The sequence below is a fragment of the Nocardia sp. NBC_01388 genome, assembly GCF_045040085.1.
In the GTDB taxonomy this organism is placed as follows: Bacteria; Actinomycetota; Actinomycetes; order Mycobacteriales; family Mycobacteriaceae; genus Nocardia.
Genome location: NZ_CP109553.1, coordinates 1100247 through 1120082, shown reverse-complemented (window position 1 = coordinate 1120082; position 19836 = coordinate 1100247). Strand labels below are relative to the sequence as shown.

Annotated in this window: 16 protein-coding genes; all 16 read right to left on the bottom strand. The window is 61.2% G+C overall.

All coding sequences use genetic code 11. The annotated features are described in order from the left end of the window. Positions 1-54: 54 nt before the first annotated feature. The 16 genes from OG716_RS05255 to OG716_RS05180 all read right to left on the bottom strand — a co-directional run bounded on the left by OG716_RS05255 (position 55) and on the right by OG716_RS05180 (position 19833). Positions 55-1170 (bottom strand): acyl-CoA dehydrogenase family protein, encoded by a 1116-nt coding sequence (locus OG716_RS05255; RefSeq protein ID WP_405136564.1) that lies wholly within the window; start codon positions 1168-1170, stop codon positions 55-57. A 14-nt stretch (positions 1171-1184) separates the two neighbouring features. Beyond that, a complete protein-coding gene (locus OG716_RS05250) occupies positions 1185-2327 on the bottom strand; it encodes an acyl-CoA dehydrogenase family protein (RefSeq protein WP_405136563.1) in 1143 nt (380 codons plus the stop codon). A gap of 41 nt (positions 2328-2368) precedes the next feature. Continuing rightward, entirely contained in the window at positions 2369-3484 is a 1116-nt protein-coding gene (locus OG716_RS05245; protein ID WP_405136562.1) for an acyl-CoA dehydrogenase family protein, read from the bottom strand. Positions 3485-3691: 207 nt separating this feature from the next. After that, a complete protein-coding gene (locus OG716_RS05240) occupies positions 3692-5284 on the bottom strand; it encodes a class I adenylate-forming enzyme family protein (RefSeq protein WP_405136561.1) in 1593 nt (530 codons plus the stop codon). 423 nt (positions 5285-5707) lie between these two features. After that, on the bottom strand, positions 5708-6223 hold the full coding sequence (locus tag OG716_RS05235; RefSeq protein ID WP_405136560.1) for a B-4DMT family transporter: 516 nt from the start codon (positions 6221-6223) through the stop codon (positions 5708-5710). 12 nt (positions 6224-6235) lie between these two features. Further along, complete coding sequence (locus OG716_RS05230) at positions 6236-7345, bottom strand: RDD family protein (RefSeq protein WP_405136559.1); 1110 nt, start codon at positions 7343-7345, stop codon at positions 6236-6238. Then, positions 7342-7893: a hypothetical protein gene (locus OG716_RS05225; protein ID WP_405136558.1), complete on the bottom strand. Its 552-nt coding sequence runs from the start codon at positions 7891-7893 to the stop codon at positions 7342-7344. The genes OG716_RS05230 and OG716_RS05225 overlap by 4 nt, the downstream gene beginning before the upstream one ends. Next, the gene (locus OG716_RS05220; protein ID WP_405136557.1) at positions 7890-9344 is read right to left on the bottom strand and encodes an MCE family protein; all 1455 of its coding nucleotides are present in this window, start codon (positions 9342-9344) and stop codon (positions 7890-7892) included. The genes OG716_RS05225 and OG716_RS05220 overlap by 4 nt, the downstream gene beginning before the upstream one ends. Beyond that, complete coding sequence (locus OG716_RS05215) at positions 9331-10431, bottom strand: MCE family protein (RefSeq protein ID WP_405136556.1); 1101 nt, start codon at positions 10429-10431, stop codon at positions 9331-9333. Before OG716_RS05215 ends, OG716_RS05220 begins: the two co-directional genes overlap by 14 nt. 47 nt (positions 10432-10478) lie before the next feature. Next, positions 10479-11732 (bottom strand): MCE family protein, encoded by a 1254-nt coding sequence (locus OG716_RS05210; RefSeq protein ID WP_405136555.1) that lies wholly within the window; start codon positions 11730-11732, stop codon positions 10479-10481. Then, positions 11732-12907 (bottom strand): MCE family protein, encoded by a 1176-nt coding sequence (locus OG716_RS05205; protein WP_405136554.1) that lies wholly within the window; start codon positions 12905-12907, stop codon positions 11732-11734. The genes OG716_RS05210 and OG716_RS05205 overlap by 1 nt, the downstream gene beginning before the upstream one ends. Then, on the bottom strand, positions 12904-13911 hold the full coding sequence (locus tag OG716_RS05200) for an MCE family protein (RefSeq protein WP_405136553.1): 1008 nt from the start codon (positions 13909-13911) through the stop codon (positions 12904-12906). Before OG716_RS05200 ends, OG716_RS05205 begins: the two co-directional genes overlap by 4 nt. Before the next feature lie 17 nt (positions 13912-13928). Then, positions 13929-15137: an MCE family protein gene (locus tag OG716_RS05195; RefSeq protein ID WP_405136552.1), complete on the bottom strand. Its 1209-nt coding sequence runs from the start codon at positions 15135-15137 to the stop codon at positions 13929-13931. Positions 15138-15148: 11 nt separating this feature from the next. Beyond that, a complete protein-coding gene (locus OG716_RS05190) occupies positions 15149-16006 on the bottom strand; it encodes an ABC transporter permease (RefSeq protein WP_405136551.1) in 858 nt (285 codons plus the stop codon). A 2-nt stretch (positions 16007-16008) separates the two neighbouring features. Continuing rightward, entirely contained in the window at positions 16009-16722 is a 714-nt protein-coding gene (locus tag OG716_RS05185; protein WP_405139539.1) for an MlaE family ABC transporter permease, read from the bottom strand. A gap of 627 nt (positions 16723-17349) precedes the next feature. Next, positions 17350-19833: a GNAT family N-acetyltransferase gene (locus OG716_RS05180; protein ID WP_405136550.1), complete on the bottom strand. Its 2484-nt coding sequence runs from the start codon at positions 19831-19833 to the stop codon at positions 17350-17352. Positions 19834-19836 lie beyond the last annotated feature (3 nt).

Genomic DNA, 19836 nt, shown 5'->3' with positions numbered 1-19836 from the left:
TCCGGAGGTCCGTCCATCGCGCCGGGTCCAGCGCCGCGGCTACTCAACGGGTTCCTACCGAGGCAAACCCAGCACCCGTTCAGCCAGAATGTTGCGTTGAATCTCGCTGGTGCCGCCCAGAATCGTCTGTGCGCGACCCACCAACATCCGTTGCACCAGCGGTTCGTCGAAAATCAACGCATCCATACCGAGCGCCGCGGTCGCGAAATCCCCGAGATCGCGGTAGATTTCCGAGCTCACGAGCTTGAGCACCGAGAAGGCCGAGGAGCTGGGTTCGGTTTCAACGCTCACCGCGCGCAGCCAGGTCTCGCGCAACAGGGTTATCCGACACCATTGCTGCGTTATTTCTTCCCGCAAAGCATCATCGAGCAGGCCGCGATCACGAGCAGCGTTCGCCACCGTGCGAAGGGCCTCGAACATGCCGACGGCCTGTGCACCGAGCGAAAGTCGCTCCTGTCCGAGGGTCGCGGTAACGACCGACCACCCTTGTCCGACAGTGCCCAGCAGCGCATCCTCCGGAAGCCGAACATCACTGAGGAATACCTCGTTGAACTTGCTGGCGCCATCCAACTGCCGCAATGGACGAACGGTAATGCCGGGAGACCTCATATCGACTACGAACGCAGTCAAGCCCGCGTATCGCTCTTCTCCGGTGCGGGCTATCAGCAAGCCGTAGTCCGCATCTGCGGCTGCCGAGGTCCACACCTTCTGGCCGTCGATGACCCAGCTACCGGCTTCGTGCCGGGCTCGGGTACGAAGCGACGCCAGATCCGATCCCGCCTCCGGCTCCGAGAACAACTGGCACCACAGGTGCTCACCTTCCCGAATGGCAGGAAGGTATCGGCGCTTTTGGTCCTGGTTTCCGAACCGGATGATCACCGGACCGACAAGGTCGGGCCCCACAATATTCAACTGACGAGGCACTTCAGCACGCGCAGTTTCCTCAGCGAGAATCGCCTGCTCGTAGACCGACGAGTTTCGGCCGCCGTGCTCGACCGGCCATGCCATACAGGCATACCCGGCATCGGCCAGCATGCGATGCCACAATCGGCCGGGCCCGACGTCATCAGATTCTGGCGTGCCTCCGTAGTCCCGCAGCCCGATAGGACGCTCCACGGCGGCCAGCCACTCCCGGACTTCGCGGCGAAATTCCGCGTATTGGTCCGTCACTATAGGTGCACTCATCAGAAGCCCATCCCCCGGCCGATCAGGTCCTTCATGATCTCGGTGGTTCCGCCGTACAATCGCTGCACACGAGAGTCGCGCCACAGTCGCGCCACTTCGTATTCATTCATATAGCCGTAGCCACCGTGAAGCTGTAGGCAACGATCGACAATTTCCCACTGAACCTCGGTCGTCCACCACTTCAGCCCTGCAGCCTCCTGCGCAGTCAACTCGTTGGCATTGGCGGCTAGGATGCACTGGTCGAGATATGTCTGTGCAACGTCGAGTTTGGTCTTCATTTCGGCCAGAAAATGACGGTTGACTTGAAAAGTCCCGATAGTTTGGCCGAATGCTTTTCGTTCGCTCGCATACGATGTCGTCAATTCGAGTACTCTGCGAGCCATAGGAACGGCATAGGCCGCGATGCCCAACCGTTCCGCCGGCAGATTGTGCATCAAGTGATAGAAGCCGCGATTCTCTTCGCCCACAAGATTGTCGATCGGCACCCGGACGTCTTCGAAAAACAGCTCAGCCGTATCGGCCGACCACTGTCCAATCTTGTCGAGCTTCCGACCACGGCGGAACCCCGGCGTCGTGGTTTCCACTGCGATCAGACTGATACCTTTGTGGCCGGCTGCGGGATCAGTCTTCGCGGCAACCATCACAAGATCCGAAAGAAGACCGTTACTGATGAACGTCTTCTGACCATTCAAGACATAGTGGTCGCCATCTCGTCGTGCAACAGTCTTGATGCCGGCAACATCCGAACCGGCGGCAGGTTCGGACATCGCGATCGAAGTGACTATCTCACCGCTGGTGAAGCCAGGAAGCCACCGCTTCTTCTGTTCCTCGGTGGTCAGCCCCACCAGATAGGATGTCATGATGTCGTTCTGGACGCCGAGGCCGATTCCAGCTGAACCGGTTCCGAACATCTCCTCGCTCAGAATCGCGTTGTAGCGATAGTCGCGGATTCCCAGACCGCCATACTCTTCCGGTGCTTCCCAGCCGAGCAGTCCAGCTTGACCAGCTTTACGCCAAGCCTCCCGACTGACCTTGCCGGCACGCTCCCACTCATCAGTATGCGGAGCACATTCGCGCTCGAAGAAGGCTCGCGCAGTCGCCCGGAATTGTTCATGATCTTCAGTGAAGATGCTACGCCGCATCGCTCAACCTCCCTGGATTGATTCAGTACTCGAAATAGCTGTCATAGCGGCAACTCGCTCGCACCATGCTGCAAGAGAAGCCTTCGATGATAGGCCGGCGAGCCGAGCAGAACCTCGCTGCTCCGAGCTCGTTTGTAATACAGATGCGCCGGGTGCTCCCAGGTGAATCCAATTCCGCCATGAATCTGAATGGCGGAAGTGGCACACTGCACAAACGCATCAGAGCACACGGCCTTGGCCAGACTCGCCGAGGCGCTGCAATCCGGCTCCACCCCAGACGCAGCGGATGCCGCCTTCCATACGGCGGACCGAGCAAGCTCCACTGCGACCAACATATCCGCGCACTTGTGCTTGATCGCCTGGAACGATCCGATCGGACGGCCGAACTGGACACGCGTCTTCGCATAGTCGACAGACATTTCCAGGCACCGTGCCGCGCCTCCGAGCTGCTCGGCGGCCAGATAGACCGCGGCACGATCCAGGGTCCGCCGAATCACCGACCATGCCGCATCCCCGTCGCAGATCAATCGCGCCGGAGTCCGAGAAAAAGTAACCTCGGCTAGCGGACGGGTCGGATCGAGCGCATTCAGCGCCACACATTCCAGCCCCGGCGCGGGGCAATCGACAAGGAACACAGCGGTGCGATCATCGACCCGGGCAACGACTACAAGGAAATCCGCAGCACAACCATCGACGACATAGTTCTTGCGGCCATTGAGAATCCACTCTGCACCGGAGCGTTCAGCTGTCGTTCGAATACCCGCTCCGTCCCAGCCCGCGCCTGCTTCTGTCATTGCCAGCGTTCCCACGGCTTCGCCGGCTGCGACGCGGGGCAGGTACTCCGCGCAGATCTCCCGGTGGCCGCTGGCCATAAGCGCGGTGGCAGCCAATCCGACCGTCGCGAAGAAGGGAGAGTTCAGCGCCACCGAGCCCATCTGCTCGAAAACCTGAGCCAATTCGATCACCCCGGCTCCGGCCCCGCCGAGTTCTTCGGGGATCGCCAAGCCCTGCAGACCGACCTGCTCGGCCATCAGCTTCCACAGCACACCGTCAAAGGCGGCGATCTCATTCGGCGCAGGCACCGTCGCGCGGACCGCATGCCGTTCCAGGAGGTCACGAACGGTTTCACGCAGGTACGCCTGCTCGTCGGTCAGCACGGATATACCAGCCTCTCTTCTTCGTAATCAGTTAGATAATATAGTTCCATAAGGCTCAAAGGGCAACGCTCTCGGGCCGCAGCCGCAGCGCAACGAGAGGCCCGGACCGCCGTGGACGGTCGGAGCCGCCGAGCGGGGAGGTTCGGCGATGACCCATCGGATTCGGTACCGGTCCGCGGGAAGTCCTCCGGCACGACCCGTGCGATCTCAGGATGTGGGCGTTACCTCGGTCAGCGCACTGCCAGCGATCAACTGCCGGAGTTGACGGCGGTTGATCTTTCCGGTGGGGAGAAAAGGCAGCTGCCGCTCGTCGCTGACGAACCAGCGGCGCGGCACCTTATAGCTGGAAAGGGCGGCTCGCGCCCCGGCGATCACACCGGCCGGATCCCAGTTCGCATCCTGCTCCAGCACGAGCACGGCGGCGACAGCCTCGCCGCGACTCTCGTCGTCGACGCCCACGACGAACGAGCAGCGGATCGTCTCGAACTCGTCGAGAACGGCCTCGACCTCCTGGGGCGAGACATTCGCCCCCGCGGATTTGATCAACTCGTTGTACCGTCCGTCGAAGAACACCCGGTTGTCCGAAGCATCCACAAGCCGGTGCACACGGTCACCTGTGTGATACCAGCCATCTGCGTCGAAGACCTCCCAGCGCTCTTTCTTGAGGTAGCCCTCCATCACCCCGGGACCTCGGATCCACAGCTCGCCGGCGACGCCTGGCGGGACCTCGATGCCGGTCGCGGGATCGACAACCACGGTCTCGGTCGTCAGGAAGGAACCTCCCGACTCGCTCATCCCGCGGTGAATCGGCGCTTCTCCCGGAACATTGATCATGGACACATCAGCCGGCCCCTCCAGCAGCATCCGGGCGGAGGTCAGATCCCGGCGGGTGAAGTCCGGGTGCGACCGCATCCTTTGCACAAACGTCGGGAACCCGATGACGGCGGTTCCCCGTTCCCGTTCCAGCAGCTGCAGCGCCGGCCCCGGTTCGAGGCGCGGCAGGCACAGCACCGTCATCGGCTGATGCAGAGCCCCAGTGATCGCCAGAATGCCGCCCACCCAGAACAGGGGCATCGTCGTCAGATACTTCGGCGGGAGACCATCGGCCCAAAACTGTTGATGCGCAGCCATAATGCTTGATTGACGCATCACAGTGCCGTGAGTGAGCACAACACCCTTGGGCTCGGCGGTCGAGCCCGAGGTGTAAACGGCCACCGCCGGATCGCTCGGAAAAACCTGTTCTTCCGCCGCGGCGAGCAGGTCGCGGTCCGCGTCGCTGGGACCGGGCTCGCTGCACAGCGGGAAGTCGGTCGCCCATTCGCGCACAACCGGCCGGGTCGTCCACACGCGCCGCAGGAACGGCGCCTCGGACAGGCGCAGCGATTCGGCTGATTGCCCCGCGAGCGAGGGCAGCGCCTCCTCCAGCAGTGCCGCAACATCGATGTTCAGCACCATGTCCGGCGCGATAAGCACGTCGACATCCCCGATACGCAGCGCGGTACGCAACTCGGCGGCACTGTAGAAGGTACTGAACGGCATGACGAAGGCGCCGATCCTGCTGGCAGCCAACCAGGTGAGCAGCCACTCGCCGCCATAGGTGAAGAACAACCCGACCCTGGTGCCTTTGCCGATTCCATGCGCGAGCATACGGCGGGCGATCCACCCCGAAAGCCGCTCTGCGTCTGCGAAGGTGTAGCGCTCCTCCATCGAGACCAGGTAGTCGACGTGCCCGAACTCCCGCGCAGCCCGGCGAAGAGCTTCCGGAATCGTCGGCCGGAGTCCGATATCAACAGGCACCACCAGTGACCACCTTCAGGATCGTAGGTACCCCCAGGAAGGAACTGCCGAGCTGAATCGCAGTCAGCTGCCTTCCCGTGAGGTCGCTTGACGTTGTGAGCGACGCCGATCGCGGCGAAACTTCAACGAGCCACGAGACGATTACATCAAATCATTCAGCTGATTTATCCTGGGGGGGTTCTCAGCTCGATCACCCCGACGCGCGACAGCGATGACGGGGTGTGCCTCCGGCTCGATTCGATCGTAGGTACCGCCTTGGACGCGGGCCCCAGCGAAGACTGAATTGCGCTGTGAGACAGCAGGTTAGGAGCAACTCCCGGTTGAAGCGTTACACGCGGGCGGGACCTTGTCCTCGGACTATGGGCGCTGACACGCGACGCGCGCTTGTCCGGTCGGTGCGCAGCCATGAGGAACGTCCACCTCACATCAGGGCAGCTCCACAGCCATGCCGTCCCCCGGTCTCCGGCGATCTGCGAGGTACCGGCCGAGGGCCATTCCGAAGATCGCCGGGACGAAGGTGACCAGCAGAATCCAGGCCGCTCCGATGGTGAGTTCGAACATCAGCGGTCCGTCAGCGGAGTGGGTGCCCGGCATCTGTCCGATGAGCCAGCACAGAACACCCGACGTCACTGCGGCCAAGGCCGCAGCTGCCAGCCAGAACAACGTCAGGTCATCAGGCTGATGTTCATTCCCCGCGCCGCTACGCCTGCCGTCGAAGGCGCCCCAGACGACTGCCAGCGCGACGACAGCCGCCAAGGCGACCAAGCGGGACAGCGAGGTCAGCGGCGTCCAGTATGCAACCGCGAACCCGAGACCTGTGCGTGCTGCCGCATGCATCAGGCCCAAGCCGAACCCCCGCATAAGCAACTCCGCGCGCACCGTACGGCGGTTCGGCGCTCGAACATCTCCCGCCGGCTCGACGTTCGAATTCGATTGGGTCATCGATGATCTCCCTCAGATCGGCTCGAATTCGGAGATCAGCCACTCCGGACCGATCTTGGTCAGCTGAACGCGCACCGTACTCGAAATCTGCGACGGCTGCGGATTCTCGGCTGTCGTGGTCGACTGGTTGATGAACACAAGCACAGTGGCGTGCCGGTCGTCTGCCGAAATCAACGCCGACCCAGCGCATTGCGCCTGAGTATTCACCGTCTTTTCGTGTGCCGCCGGTGCGACCACTGTCTTGGTGTAGCTGTCGTAATAGTCCTTGAAGCTGCCGGTCAGCTTGGACGACGCCGCAGCGAGTTCCTGGTCGACGGTGGCTGCTTGATAGGTCAAGAGCGCCACGGTGGACTTTTGAGCCAGATCCTGTGCCCCGCGCGTGATCTCCGCGGTATCACGGTCACGGCGGTAGTCATGGAAATACTGTGTCGCCGCGAGGCTTACGAGCACGGCAGCCAGCATTGCGAACGTTCCGAGGGCAATACGCTTCGCACTGAGTGGGCTACTGTCGGCAGAGCTCGGGTCGCCGTCCGGGATCACCATGGTATCGGCGAGCTTGTCCGCGAACGACTGCCCCCGGCGGTCCCGCAGCGGCCAAAGCCAGCCGGCCAGCAAGGGCACCGTATCGACGACATGAGCTACTTCACGCCACAGTGCGCGCGCAACACCCAACTCGTTCTCGGCGCCGCAGCGAATCGTACGAACGCCGACGATCGCTTTTCCGATCGTTCGGCCGGACTTTCCCTGCCTGTACACGGTATTCCATGCGACGAAACCAATGATCGCCGCAGCCGCTACGCCCGATCCTGATCTCAACCATAGGTTCTGAGGGGCATCCGCGACGATGAGCCCGAGTACTGCAAGACTCACGAGCGGGCACAGGACATCGACCGTGTAGGCAAATACTCTGGCTCGCCAGGATGCTCGCTCGGCTCCTTCATCGGTTTGCTCGACCGACGCCGAATCGGTATCGGCCGGACCCGATTCAGCCTCGGCCGGTGCTTCCTGTTCGGCTTCGGCCGGCGCTCCCTGACGCGACTCGACATCCTGGATATCATCGGCACCGGCCGGCGGTATCACGTCGTCTGTCACCTCATCAGGATTCCTGCTTTCGACGGTCATGATGTCACGTACTCCATCTTCGAGATCTTCAGCCTGCCTCCGTCCGGAGCGACCGTCACGCGCACACGGAATGTCCGTGGCTCTTCGTGCGCCCCAGATGAATTCGATACCTTCGAATGCGCCGTGATCAGAACCTGCGCACTTCCATCGCTATTCACCCGTTCTACTCCAGCAGCCGCGATCTCGGCGGTCGTGACCACCTTTGCTTGGCGCACAGCGTCGGCGAAAGGACGTGCTTGCGGAGCGAACTCCACCTGCCACGGACCGGTGGCGTCGTCCAGCATCCGCTGCACATCACCGTCCACCGAGTCATAGTGCACCGTCAGAATATTCAGCACTTCTTGCCGTGCGGCCTGAACATAGTTCAGCCGTATATCCGTATCCGAGTTCGCAGCACGGTGGTCGTTCGCGAGAATCAGACTCACGATGCTCGCCGCCACGATGACCGCGGCGATGACGCCCATGACAAGCGCGGACAGCACGCGGCTCGGTGTCGGCGACTTCTGCTCCGCCTGGGCCGAAGCAGTCACCTGCGCCGAGGAATTCACGGCGTCGGGGTCAGCATTGTCTGCCATGTCGATTCCTTCCCTGGCGTGCCGGAGTTCGCGGCGACGTCGAGCTGTCGATATCTGAGTCCGTCCGACCCGAGGTAGCTGCCATCCGGGTTGTACAGCGCGGTAGTCACCGAGGCGCCTGGTGGCGCGCCACTGCCGGAAGCCGGACCTGTGTATGAGGACGGATGGAATTGCGGATTGTCGATGTATTTCTGTGATTCGCCGATCCACGGGTTGGTGCCCAGCGGCTGATACTCCTGGTCGCTTTTGCAGATGTCCACCGTCGGTGCTCGCTTGTCGGGGTTATTCATGCACGGGTAATTACGAGCGCCGCGCACGGCGTTCGGATCTGTCTGCGGCAGCGCACAATACAGCGGTTGATCGGTGCGGGGCGGTGCATCTTCTGCAGACGCGTCCCGCCGCTCGGAGGCCGGCAGGAATCCGACCGTACATGGAGCAGGCACGTTCAGGCCGAGCTTGAAGGAAAGGAACGGCATCTTGGACCCGTCTCGATTCGTGAAGCCCAAGGTATTGAAGGCCGCTGCCACGGCGGGGAGCAGCACAAGAATCTGCTCCAAAGACGGGTTGTAGGTCACCGCAACCTGCCCGACGCTGACGAGGTTGGAAAGCAGGATCGGCAGCGTCGGCTGCAGCTTCTGGAACAGTGACGTCGCCTGATCCGCTGCGGCGCGTCCATGCTGCAGCAGGTCACGCAATGTGGTGTCGCCCGCAGCCAATTGTGCGGTCAGGCTGTTGACATTGGCCGTCCACGCACGGATCGAGGCATCGGAGGCCACCGTGGCGTCGATGACAGGACCGGCATCGTTGATCAGTGTCGTCAACGGTGTGATGTTGTCGAGCCCGTCGGCGCTCAGCCCGTGTGCCGAGTCCAGCAGGCGCCCGACGGCCGGACCGGTACCGTTGAACGCGAGGTAACTTTCTTCGATCAGGGTGTGCAGGTTGCCCGCGGGCAGCGCTTTCAAACTTTGGTTCACTGTATCGAGAAGTGTGCCGATATCCCCGGGTATCGATGTGCGCTCCCGCGGTATCACGCTGCCGGCGTGCAGATACGGCGCAGACGACGTCCTGGGGACCAGATCGACATACTGCTCGCCGATCGCTGAGCGGCTGTGCACGTTCGCATCGACATCAGCCGGGATCTTGTGGCTGCTGTACATGCTCAGAGCTGCGACGACACCATCGGCAGCAGGCTTGATCTCGGTAACCCGCCCCACGGTCTCGCCCCGATAGGTGACGTTCGCCGTCTTGTACAGATTGCCATTACCAGCGAGCTCAACTGTGACGTCGTAGCGCCCAATTCCGAACATCGCTGGAATTTGAATAAATTGCAGCCCCATCACCGTAAGCGAAACGACGGTGAGGATCGTAAATATCGTCAGCTGGATACGAACGAACTTCGTCAACTGCATCTCAGCGACCGCCATTCACTACAGGATCAGTCAGGGGATTCGGTGTTCCGAGCCCGGGTTGGCGATCCTTGGTGCGCCCCAGGGCCGTCTCGAGCGCAGTCAGTTGCCCCTCGAGCGGAGTGCCTTGCAGCAGGGAGTTATCGAGGCGTCCCAGCGTCAGATCGATGGTTGCGGACAGATTTGCGTAATCACCACGAATCCATTTATCGATGTTCCGTTCCGGCCAGGGAAACGTCGAGTAGAAGCCCAGCGACCTGGTGAGATCCCGGCCGGCATCACCGAGAGTCCGCAGGACGGGTTCCAGGTTGCGAAGGTTTTCGATCACATCGTCGTGGCTCGCCACGATTACCTCGTTGCCCTTCCCTGCGAAATCACCGAGGCCGGTAATTGTCAGAATAAGTTTGTCGCGCTCGGTGTTGAGCACAGTCAATGCCTTCGGGATCGTTTCCAACGACTTGCCGAGGGTCTCGTTCTGGCGCCCCACGATCGCCGCGAGACGATCCAGTCCTGCCATCGCGGCAATGATGTCCTGCTTCTGTACATCCAGACCTTCGGTAAATGTCGCCAACTGACCGATCAGATCCTTGACATCCGCAGTCCGCCCCGAAAGTGCGGCATTGAGTTCGGTTTCGATCTGTGGCAACTGCCCGATACCGCCGCCATTGAGCACAAGTGACAATGCCGCGAGCGTCTGTTCGGTTGTCGGATACTGGCTGGCGCGGTCCAGCGGTATCACCACACCGTCGTGCAGCTTCCCCGTGGGAGGTTCATCGGTCGGTGGCGCGAGTTCGATATGCTGGCTGCCCAGCAGACTGCTCTGGCCGATTTTTGCCGTCACGTTCTCGGGAAGGTTCACATCCCCGTCCAGGCGGACAGTCACCAGGGCGTGCCATCCCTCCCGATCGATGCGGGTGATCGTTCCGACATTCACATCGGCAACACGGATACGCGAATTCGGCTGGATCGCAGTGACATTCGGCATCTGGATTTTGATCTGGTAGGAGCCGGACTCCTGCCCCCGCGTGCCGGGTAGCGGCAGCGAGTTGAGTCCACGCCATTGACCGCAGCCGCCGACCGCCAGCGTAAGGGCGCAACATGCCATAACCGTTGCGATCCTCCGCGACCGAGGAGTAATCCGATGCCGCGGGCTCATCGTCCTGCTCCGGGCAGAAGTCCGGCAAGTCCCGCGCCCGCCGCCACCGCCGGTTCATCCGATGGGGTGCCGCCCGAATGGGGGTTCAACCAAGGCTCACTGAAATCCACCTGACCAGGCCGGGCGTCGACGCCGGTCACGGCATTGACACCCAACGGCGGGAAATTCACCCGAAGACTCTGCAGAACGGGCGAGAGATACTGGACGCAGAGTTTCGCCGATTCTGCTGCGCCAAGTTGACTGGCCGCCTGAATCGCGCCACAAATGAACTGCACAGGGTTCTGCATATTGCTGAAGGCGAGCACGCCCGTCAACGCGCCCTGCGCCGGGTTGTAGATGTTGTAAAGGTCGCCGAACGCGTTCGGAGCCAGGTGCAGAAGCTGTTCGACAGTCGGCCTGCTCTCGTTCAATGCAGAGGTCAGCGAGGAGAGGGTGGCAACGGTATGTTGCACTCCCGCTTGGTTATCGCTGATGAAGTGCTGCAGATCGCCGGCGACCTTGTCCAGATCACCCAGTGCATCTGTCAGGTCGTGGTCCGTATTGTTCAGGACACCGGTGACAGACGCCAGGTGACCGTTGATCTCGACGATCTGCTGGCTGCTCGCCGCCAATGCTGAGACGAATACCTGCAAGTTGCGAATCACGCTGAACAGGTCGTTGCGACCATCCGACAGCGTGGTCAGCGCGCTCGAGAGCTGTGTCAGGGTCTGATGTAGGCGCTCGCCGTTACCCTGCGCAGCAGAGGCTGCCGAGTTGATGAGTGAACCCAATGGTCCACTGGGTTCGTCCTTCGACGGGCCGAGCGACGAGGCCAGCCGTTGCAACTGTTTACGGAAGTCGTCCCACTCGACCGGAACGGCGGTCCGAGTGATCGGTATTCGATCGCCATCCGACAGCACCCGGCCTCCTCTATATGCAGGTGTCAGCTGAATCGCCCGCGCCGACACGAGCGTTGGCGACAGGATGACTGCCTTGGCATCCGCGGGAATTTTGATCGACGATCTGTAGTGGAACGTCACCCGCATCGCGTCGCCATCCGGCCGGATGTCATCGATCGTGCCGATCGGCAAACCCAGCAGAAGTACCTCGTCACCCTTATAGAGGCCGTTGGTATTGGCGAAGTAGGCAGTCAGGGTCGTGCGCGTGAGACGACCGTAGACCTGCCAGCCGACAACCACGACCACCACAGCCATCACCGCGGCGATGCCCCGGATCGTTGTACGCCGCGACGTCTTCATCCACTTCGTCATTACCGGCCTCCGGGCAGGCTCAGCCCCGGAACGATAGGGGGAAGGGTCGGGAATGCCGGCGCCGGCACCGACGGGACAGGGGTATTGGGACCAGGCGCGGTTCCCGTCGGCGGCAGGCTTCCCGGCGGACTGTTGAAACCACCGTTCTCGGGATATGTCGGGCCGGCCAGGACCGAGGGATCGACACCGGAATCCTTGAAGGCGGCGTCGACGAACGGCTGCAGGAACTGGCCGGGGAGCAAGTTGACGACATAAGCCTTGAAGAACGGGCCGGACGCTACCGATTCGCCCAGGGACTGCGCGTATTGGGTCAACAATTTGAGGGACTTCTGGATTTCGGTCTTGCGGTTGTCCAGCAAATCCAGGACGCTGTTGAACCGGTCCAGGACCGGACCGAGCTGGTCACGATTCTCGGCCACCACCGTGCGCAATTGATTCGAGACTGCAGACAGGTTGGTCAGCAGCGTTGCGATCGCGGACTTCCTGGCATCGAGTGCGGCAAACAGGGTATTGCCGTCGAGCACCAGCTGATTCAGCTGATCGCTTCGTTTCGCGAGCACCTGAGTGACGCCGGAGGCGTGCGAGAGCAAATCTCGAAGCAACTGATCGCGACTCCCGACCGAATCCGAGAGGCGAGCGACACCGTCGAGAGCAGTCGCCAGTTGCGGCTGAGCGGCGTCGATACTCGAGCTCAAGACCCGCAGTGCCGCCGTCAGATCATCGGTATTCAGCCCACTGATGGCCTTGGTCAGATCACCGAGAGTATCGGGGAGCACATAGGGCGTCGACGTATGTTCTACACCGATCGAATCGTTCGGGCCGAGCTCGACCGCACCCCTCGGCCTCAGCTCTATGAACTTGGCACCCAGCACAGTCTTGGTTTTGATAGCTGCCTCGGTCTGATTGCCCAGCCGTACGCCTTCTGCGGAGAACTGGACCAGCACCTTGTCGCCACGCAGTTCCAGATTCGATATCTTGCCGACCTGGATTCCCGCCACCTGTACCGGCGCTCCCGGCTTCAGGCCTGCCGCCTCGGAGAAGTACGCTCGGTACTCCCGATGAGCGGCAACGTAAGGGATGCGATCGTAGTTCTGCGCACTCAGTACACCCGCTACGATCAGCACCGAACCGATCAGCCCAGTGCGGGCCGACTTGGCCTCGAGAAATCCCTTCATTTCTGCGCCGTGCACCTTCCCGCTCGCTGACCCGCAACGTTGACGTACACCGGATTGCCGTCCGGTCCGTTCACCTTGAGCGTGACGTCACATAAATAAAAGGAGAAGAAATCACCGTACAGCCCTAGCCGACTCAATCGCTGATACCGTTCCGGGAGATCCGAAAGCAGTTTGTCAACCCATTCACGATCATTGTCGATATTCGTGCTCACACGACCGAGTTGATTGACATCCGCCTGAATGTTCTTGTGCGTGACATCCAGTAATCGGGCAACCGATCCTGAAGCGTCCTCGATGTGCACAAGGGCATCGCCGATCGGACCGGCGGCCCCCGCAATTCCGCTCACAAGTTTTTGCAGGTTGTCGATCAAGGAGTCGAATTGGCCGCTCCTGTTATCGATCGTCGACAGCAAACCGTTGAGATTCGCGACGACGCTGCCGATCAGAGAATCTCGCTCGGCGAGGTACGCAGTCAGGCTTGCGGTGTGGGTGAGAAAAGTCGAAATATTGCCGTTCTCTCCCTGCAGTACTGCCAGCAGCTCACTCGACAGCTGATTGACCTGATCGGCATCGAGCGCCTTGAACAACGGCCGGAAACCTCCGACCAGTGCATCCACATCCAGAGCTGGGGCAGTCTTGTCCACCCCGATGGTCCCGCCCTTCGGTAACTGCTGAGACGGGCCGGCCCCTTGCATCAATTCGAGGTATCTGTCTCCCACGAGATTCTCGTATCGCACCGCGGCATGGGTACCACCGGTCAGCACCACATCCGCTGCCACCGAGAAGGTCACCCGAGCCTTCGAATTGTCGATGATCGACACATCGCTGACTCGCCCGGATTCCACCCCCGCAATCCGCACGAATTGGCCGGGGCGTAGGCCCGAGATATCTTCGAATACCGCATGATATTCGGTTTCATGATCGAAGCGGACATTCCCGAATACCACAATGATGGCGAACAGGCATATGCACATGGTCACGACAAAGATCGCGAATTTCACCATGTGAGCGCTAATCCTCATCAGCGGCCACCTCCCGTCAGAGTGAATCCGAACATATAGTCGAGGATGGTCGGCTCGGCTACCCGTGGATGGTCGGTGCCGGGGCCGTTCAGTGGAGCGCCTGTATTTATCCGCAGATACGGCGCCGGATAATTATCCCACGTGACGGGCGCATAACACCCCGGAGATCCATGCGGGCCGCCCTTACCGGCAACAATCGGCAGATTTTCCGGATACTTGTACGGATCATCACCCAGCAGCAGCCCGACATCGAGGGAGACTGAATAGTTCGTCGCATCTATCGCGGCGCCCAAGTCGTCGGCATTCAATACCCCCAGATGCAGCAAACACGCATAGGACGGGCTGTAGTCTGCGAGGAGCGCAGTAGTTGGGGTGAGTAGACGTAAGAAGTCCACGAGCTGCTTCCCGTTCTCGCTCAACAGTCCGCTGCCTGCCCGCCCCAACTCGGAAGCGGACAACAAGGCCGCGACCAGATCATCCCGCCGAGTCACGATGGTGTCCGATGTCACGGTGGCGTTTCGCAGGATCCCGATCAGGTCGTTACCGGCATCACTCAAATTACCGGCCGCTACCGCCGTTCCTTGCAAGTCGGCCTGCAATCGAGGCAGTACCGGGTTCAGTGCGATGAGAAACCTGTCGGTCGCGGTGAGCGTTTCGCCGAGATGATCTCCTCTGCCGCGGAGGCCCTCCGACAATGCCGACAGCGCCGCATTGAGCTTGTCCGGCTCGATTTGGTCCATGACCGACACCACATTCTGAAAAACAGTGTTTACCTCGGTGGATACGTTCCGTGCGCGGATTTGCGCGCCCGCGCTCAAATGCGCGGATGCCGGTCGGCCGGTCACCACCAACTCGACATACTTCGAACCGAACACTGTTGTAGGCGCGATCACGGCCTCGACGTTGGCCGGAATCAACTCCAGCTTCGACGGTTCCAAACCCAGGTCCAACGTGGCTTGACTACCCGCAAGCGAAACTGATTCGACACGCCCGACCTCGGCCCCATGCAGCTTGACTTTCGAGCCCGGCTCCATGACCAAACCCGAGCGTTCTGCTACGACCGTGGCATGGACAATCGGATCGAACGCGCCGCGAAAGGAAGCCAGACACAGCGTGATAATCGCAATCAGAAATATGATCAGAAAGGCACCGGCACGCAAGTAGGGTGGGCTTTCTCGAGGGTCGCGCGACCGCCTGAACAGCTTCACGAAATTCAACCTCATCCCGCCAGATCGAAATTGCCGGCCGTACCGTATACGGCAAGTGACACCAGCATCGTCACCGATACAACAGCAATCAGGGATGCGCGTACTGCACGACCGACAGCAAATCCCACCCCGGAAGGTCCACCAGACGCGTTGTATCCGTAGAAGCAGTGAATCAGCATCACCGTTGTCGCCATGATGACCGCTTGCAAAAATGAATACAATAGATCGACTGGACGGAGAAACGTGTAGAAGTAATGATTATAGACGCCAGAAGATTGGCCGGCGATATACGTCGTGTACAGCTGCGAGGAAAGGAATGACATCAGCACCGCCATCGAGTACACCGGGATAATTACGACCAGGCCGCCGATCACCCGCGTGGACACAACATACGAGATCGATCTGATCGCCATCACCTCCATAGCGTCGATCTCCTCGCTGATGCGCATCGCACCGATACGTGCGGTGGCCCCCGCACCTATGGTCGCGGCGAGTGCGATCCCGGAAGTCACGGGAGCGGCGATTCGAACATTGATGAAGGCCGCGAAGAATCCGGTCAATGCTTCGACTCCAATATCGCTCAGCGAGGCGAACCCTTGGATGGCCAACAATGCGCCGGCCGACAGAGTCATGAACGATACGATCACCACAGTGCCGCCGATAATTGCGAGAACACCGGTACCCATACCCATTTCGGCGATGACGCGCAGTGTCTCCTTACGGTAGGCAGATGCGGCGTGCCCGATCTCTCGAAACGCGCGAAAGTAGAAGACACCGTGCTCACCGACCAAAGAAATACTTCGCAACGCGGCGGAAGACCTCCGGGCGAACTTCGGGTAACGACTGCGGATCGTTTGCAGGTAGGACATGCTTACCTCATCGTCGCTTTGACACCGATCGCGGTGACCACCACGTTCACTGCGAACAGCGCCATGAACGCGTATACGACCGTTTCATTGACCGCGTCGCCTACACCCTTGGGCCCACCTTTGACATGCAATCCCATATAGCAGGCGACCAATGCGGCTACAAGGCCGAAAAGACCCGCCTTGATTTCCGAGATGATGACCTCTGGGAGGCCGGTGACAAAGGTGAGGCTCGCTACGTATGAGCCCGGTGTCACGCTTTGGACGTACACCGAGAATAGAAAGCCTCCGACCAGCCCGACCGCGACGACGAGTGCGTTCAAGAGAATCGCCACGATAGTAGACGCGAATACCCGAGGTACAACGAGTCGGTGAATGGGGTCGATACCCAGCACCTGAATCGCGTCGATCTCTTCTCGAATGGTCCGCGAACCCAGATCAGCACAGATCGCGGTGGCCCCGGCACCCGCAACAATGAGCACTGTTACCAATGGACCGACTTGGGTGACGACACCCAGGCCGGCTCCGGCACCCGAGAGATCCTGGGCGCCGAATTCGACCAACAGGATGTTGAGGGTGAAGATGACCAACACTGTGAACGGCAGCGCGACCAACAGCGTCGGAATCAGGGCGACTCGGACCAGGAACCAGCCCTGTTCCAGGAACTCCGCCCACTGGAACGGCCGTCGCGCCGCCGCACGGGCCGTAGTTGCGCACATCTGGAAGAAATCTCCGATCGCGCGCACCGGAGCGTCGAGCGGGAGTCGCAAGGTCTTCTCCTAGTTGGGATTTCGAGTCACCAGCGTCCGGCGGTGTGGATACGCCACGCCCAGTACTCGACCTCAGATGATCGACACGCCAACATGTGGTTGCTGTCATATTGCGAGATCAGACTCCCATAGCGCCCATCAGATTACAATAGCTAAATTGGTTGAATTATTGTGCTCTGATTCGACCCATCTGAACGATCAACCAGGCAGTATTGTCAGACCCGGGAGAAATATAGATGCATTGGTAAACTAATAATCAACAATTGGGCATACGTCCAACATTTCACCGCGTGAACCCCGCAGATCTGTGGTGGACGGTCGCGCCGCCCACTCCGAGCAACGCGATGTAGTGGTCGCACACACTGGAGAGACGGCCGCCGTGGCCCTGCACAGTTCCGTTTCCGCGAACCGCGGCGCCGCACGCGGAACCGAGCCACGTCGCCCGCATCGCTGTTCAGGGCCGACGAGGAACCGGTATTCGAAGGGAAAATGCTTGTTGCGCTGTAATATTCATGAATGCTGCGAGGGTCGGCACCATCGTCGCGGATCGTGGGACCCTCTCATGGAGGAACCAGTTCAGTCCGCCTGCACCCGCGGTTCGCGATGCAGGCGCTCTCCCCTCGGCATCTCGAAGACGAGACGAGCGCCGCGCACGACCAGGCCGCTCCCGGCAACACCGACAGCAACGGGCGCGAGTTGCAGTTGCGCCAGCTCCGGGAGCTCTTCGACCATCCACGCCACCCGTAGGATCGCATCGACCACCGCTTCGACGTCCGTTCCAGCCAACAACGGGAAGGCCCGCACCGAGCGGACCATGCGGGCAGCATCGAGGTCGCTGACCGGAGTGATGTGGAATACGAGGTCGCCGAAGAGTGAGACCGGTTCGCCTACTATTCCGAACGCCAGCAACGGACCGAAGACCGGATCGGTGACGACCGAGATCGTGACCTGCGGTCCGGCGATATCGGACGGCACCGTGACACGCAGCCCGACCGCCTGCAGCAGCTCGGTGGTTTCAGCCTCTGCGGCCTCTCCGATGCCGATGCGATCGGCCACTGCACGTGCGCGCTCGACCTCGATCCCGGGGGGCTGTCGCTGTACGCCTGCGGGTTGTCTGCGCCATGCCCCGTACGCCGTCGCGCGACCGAGCGCAGCCGCAGCAGCCTCGGGGAATGTATAACTCGGCACCGAGCGTCCGTCGATACCAGGCAGCGACAACGCGCCCTCCCTGCCGTCGAAACTGGCGACGAGCGTCTTCTCCGGTGCTGACGCACCCGCTCGAATCAGGGCGGCCTCGATATCGTCGAGGCTGTGCACCAGGGGTGGTGTGAACAGGGCGATCACCGAATCGACGCCCTCATCTGCCAATACCGCACGCAAAGCCGCCTCATACCGTTGTGCGTCGGCACGTGGCGAAAGGTCGAACGGATTCGCGGATTCGCTACTCGGCACGAGTCCACGCAACGTCGCCGAGGTCTCATCGCTCACGACGGCCAGCCGAAGGCCCGCCGAAAGGCTGGTCGCGGCGGTCAACGCACCGGGCTGAGTGGCGTTCGTGAGAACCGCGACCCGATCTCCGCGCGGTACGGGTTGATGAGCCAAGAGCAAGGCCACGTCGAACATCTCCGCGAGAGTGCGGGTCGTGACAACACCCATCTGGGAGAACAGCTCCGCAACAACCGCACCGCGGTCGATGACTTGCGTCGCAGCGAAACCATCCAGAGCGGCGTGCACCGCACTCGTCACCGTCACGATCGGCTTACGCGCGCTGACCCGCCGAGTGAGCCTGGCGAACTTTCGCGGATTGCCGAAGCGTTCGAGGTCGAGCAAGATCACCGAGGTCGTGGAGTCTTCTTCCCACCATTGCAGCAGGTCGTTCGGGGAGACGTCGGCCGAGCGCCCCAGCGAAGCGAAACTCGAGAATCCGAGGCCTATTCTGCGTGCGTATTCCAGAACCGCCAACCCCAGCGTGCCGGACTGACTGGCCATGGCGACGACACCGGGCGGTGGTAGCGCAATGGCGAACGTCGCCGCCAGGCGCCGCTGATCCTGCTGCGCGAGAATGCCCATGCTCGCGGGTCCGATCACACGCATGCCATGAGCACGGGCGAATCGGACGAGCTCTGCTTCGGCATTACGGCCCTGTTCGCCGAGTTCACCGAAGCCGACCGAGACGATCACCACGGTGGCGACATCGGCCGCAGCGCAGTCTCGGAGGATATCCGGAACGAGTTCGGCGGCGACTGCGACGATGACAAGGTCGACAGGGTCGGGTATGGCACTCACAGTCGGATACGTCGGCAGTCCCATGACGGCGAAAGCGTGCGGATTGACCGCATAGACACGACCTGGAAAGCCATGCGTCAGAAGATTTTTGACTACCGCACGGCCCAGGTTGTCCGGCCCCCGGCCGGCTCCGACCACCGCGACAGCGCGGGAATCGAAAATTTGCTGCATGGAGATTCGCACCGATTGGTGTTCTCTGCGATCGGAGCGCGCGAGAACTTGCGCGCGCGGCCGTATCGCGATGTCTACGTGCATGATCGACTCGGACGTTCCGTATTCGACCAGGTAACCCGAGCTTTCCAAGGTACGCAGCATGGCGGTGTTGTCGGCGAGGATATCGGCTTCGAGAACCGAGATCGCGTGGTCCCGCGCCGCCGCAGCGATGTGCTCGAGCAGGAGACCCCCCAACCCCAGCGATTGGAAGTCGTCGACGATGGTGAACGTCACTTCAGCCCGGTCCGGATGATTCTCGATGGGAACGAAGTCGGCAATACCGACCGCCCGATCATCGTGGATGGCGACGAGGGCCAATTGCCTGTGCGAATCGAAGTCGAGAAATCGTGCCAGCCCCGCCCGATCCAAGGTGACGACCGGTCCCAGCATGCGCATCGAGATGGTGCGACGCGACAACCGCTGGCTGAAGTCGACAACAAGTTCGAGATCGTCGGGGCTCAAACGGCGGATCACCACCGACCGGCCGTCCCTCAGCAGTCCGGGGACCCCCTCGGTTCTGTCATCACCGGGCAACGTCTGCCCTTCCGTAGCCTTCCTCACTGT

Excerpts from the sequence above, each read along its gene's own strand:
- OG716_RS05230 (WP_405136559.1), bottom strand. The coding sequence starts at position 7,345 with ATGACCGTCGAAAGCAGGAATCCTGATGAGGTGACAGACGACGTGATA.
- OG716_RS05185 (WP_405139539.1), bottom strand. The coding sequence starts at position 16,722 with ATGTGCGCAACTACGGCCCGTGCGGCGGCGCGACGGCCGTTCCAGTGG.
- OG716_RS05220 (WP_405136557.1), bottom strand. The coding sequence starts at position 9,344 with ATGGCGGTCGCTGAGATGCAGTTGACGAAGTTCGTTCGTATCCAGCTG.
- OG716_RS05215 (WP_405136556.1), bottom strand. The coding sequence starts at position 10,431 with ATGGCATGTTGCGCCCTTACGCTGGCGGTCGGCGGCTGCGGTCAATGG.
- OG716_RS05200 (WP_405136553.1), bottom strand. The coding sequence starts at position 13,911 with ATGGTGAAATTCGCGATCTTTGTCGTGACCATGTGCATATGCCTGTTC.
- OG716_RS05210 (WP_405136555.1), bottom strand. The coding sequence starts at position 11,732 with ATGACGAAGTGGATGAAGACGTCGCGGCGTACAACGATCCGGGGCATC.
- OG716_RS05235 (WP_405136560.1), bottom strand. The coding sequence starts at position 6,223 with ATGACCCAATCGAATTCGAACGTCGAGCCGGCGGGAGATGTTCGAGCG.
- OG716_RS05205 (WP_405136554.1), bottom strand. The coding sequence starts at position 12,907 with ATGAAGGGATTTCTCGAGGCCAAGTCGGCCCGCACTGGGCTGATCGGT.
- OG716_RS05250 (WP_405136563.1), bottom strand. The coding sequence starts at position 2,327 with ATGCGGCGTAGCATCTTCACTGAAGATCATGAACAATTCCGGGCGACT.
- OG716_RS05190 (WP_405136551.1), bottom strand. The coding sequence starts at position 16,006 with ATGTCCTACCTGCAAACGATCCGCAGTCGTTACCCGAAGTTCGCCCGG.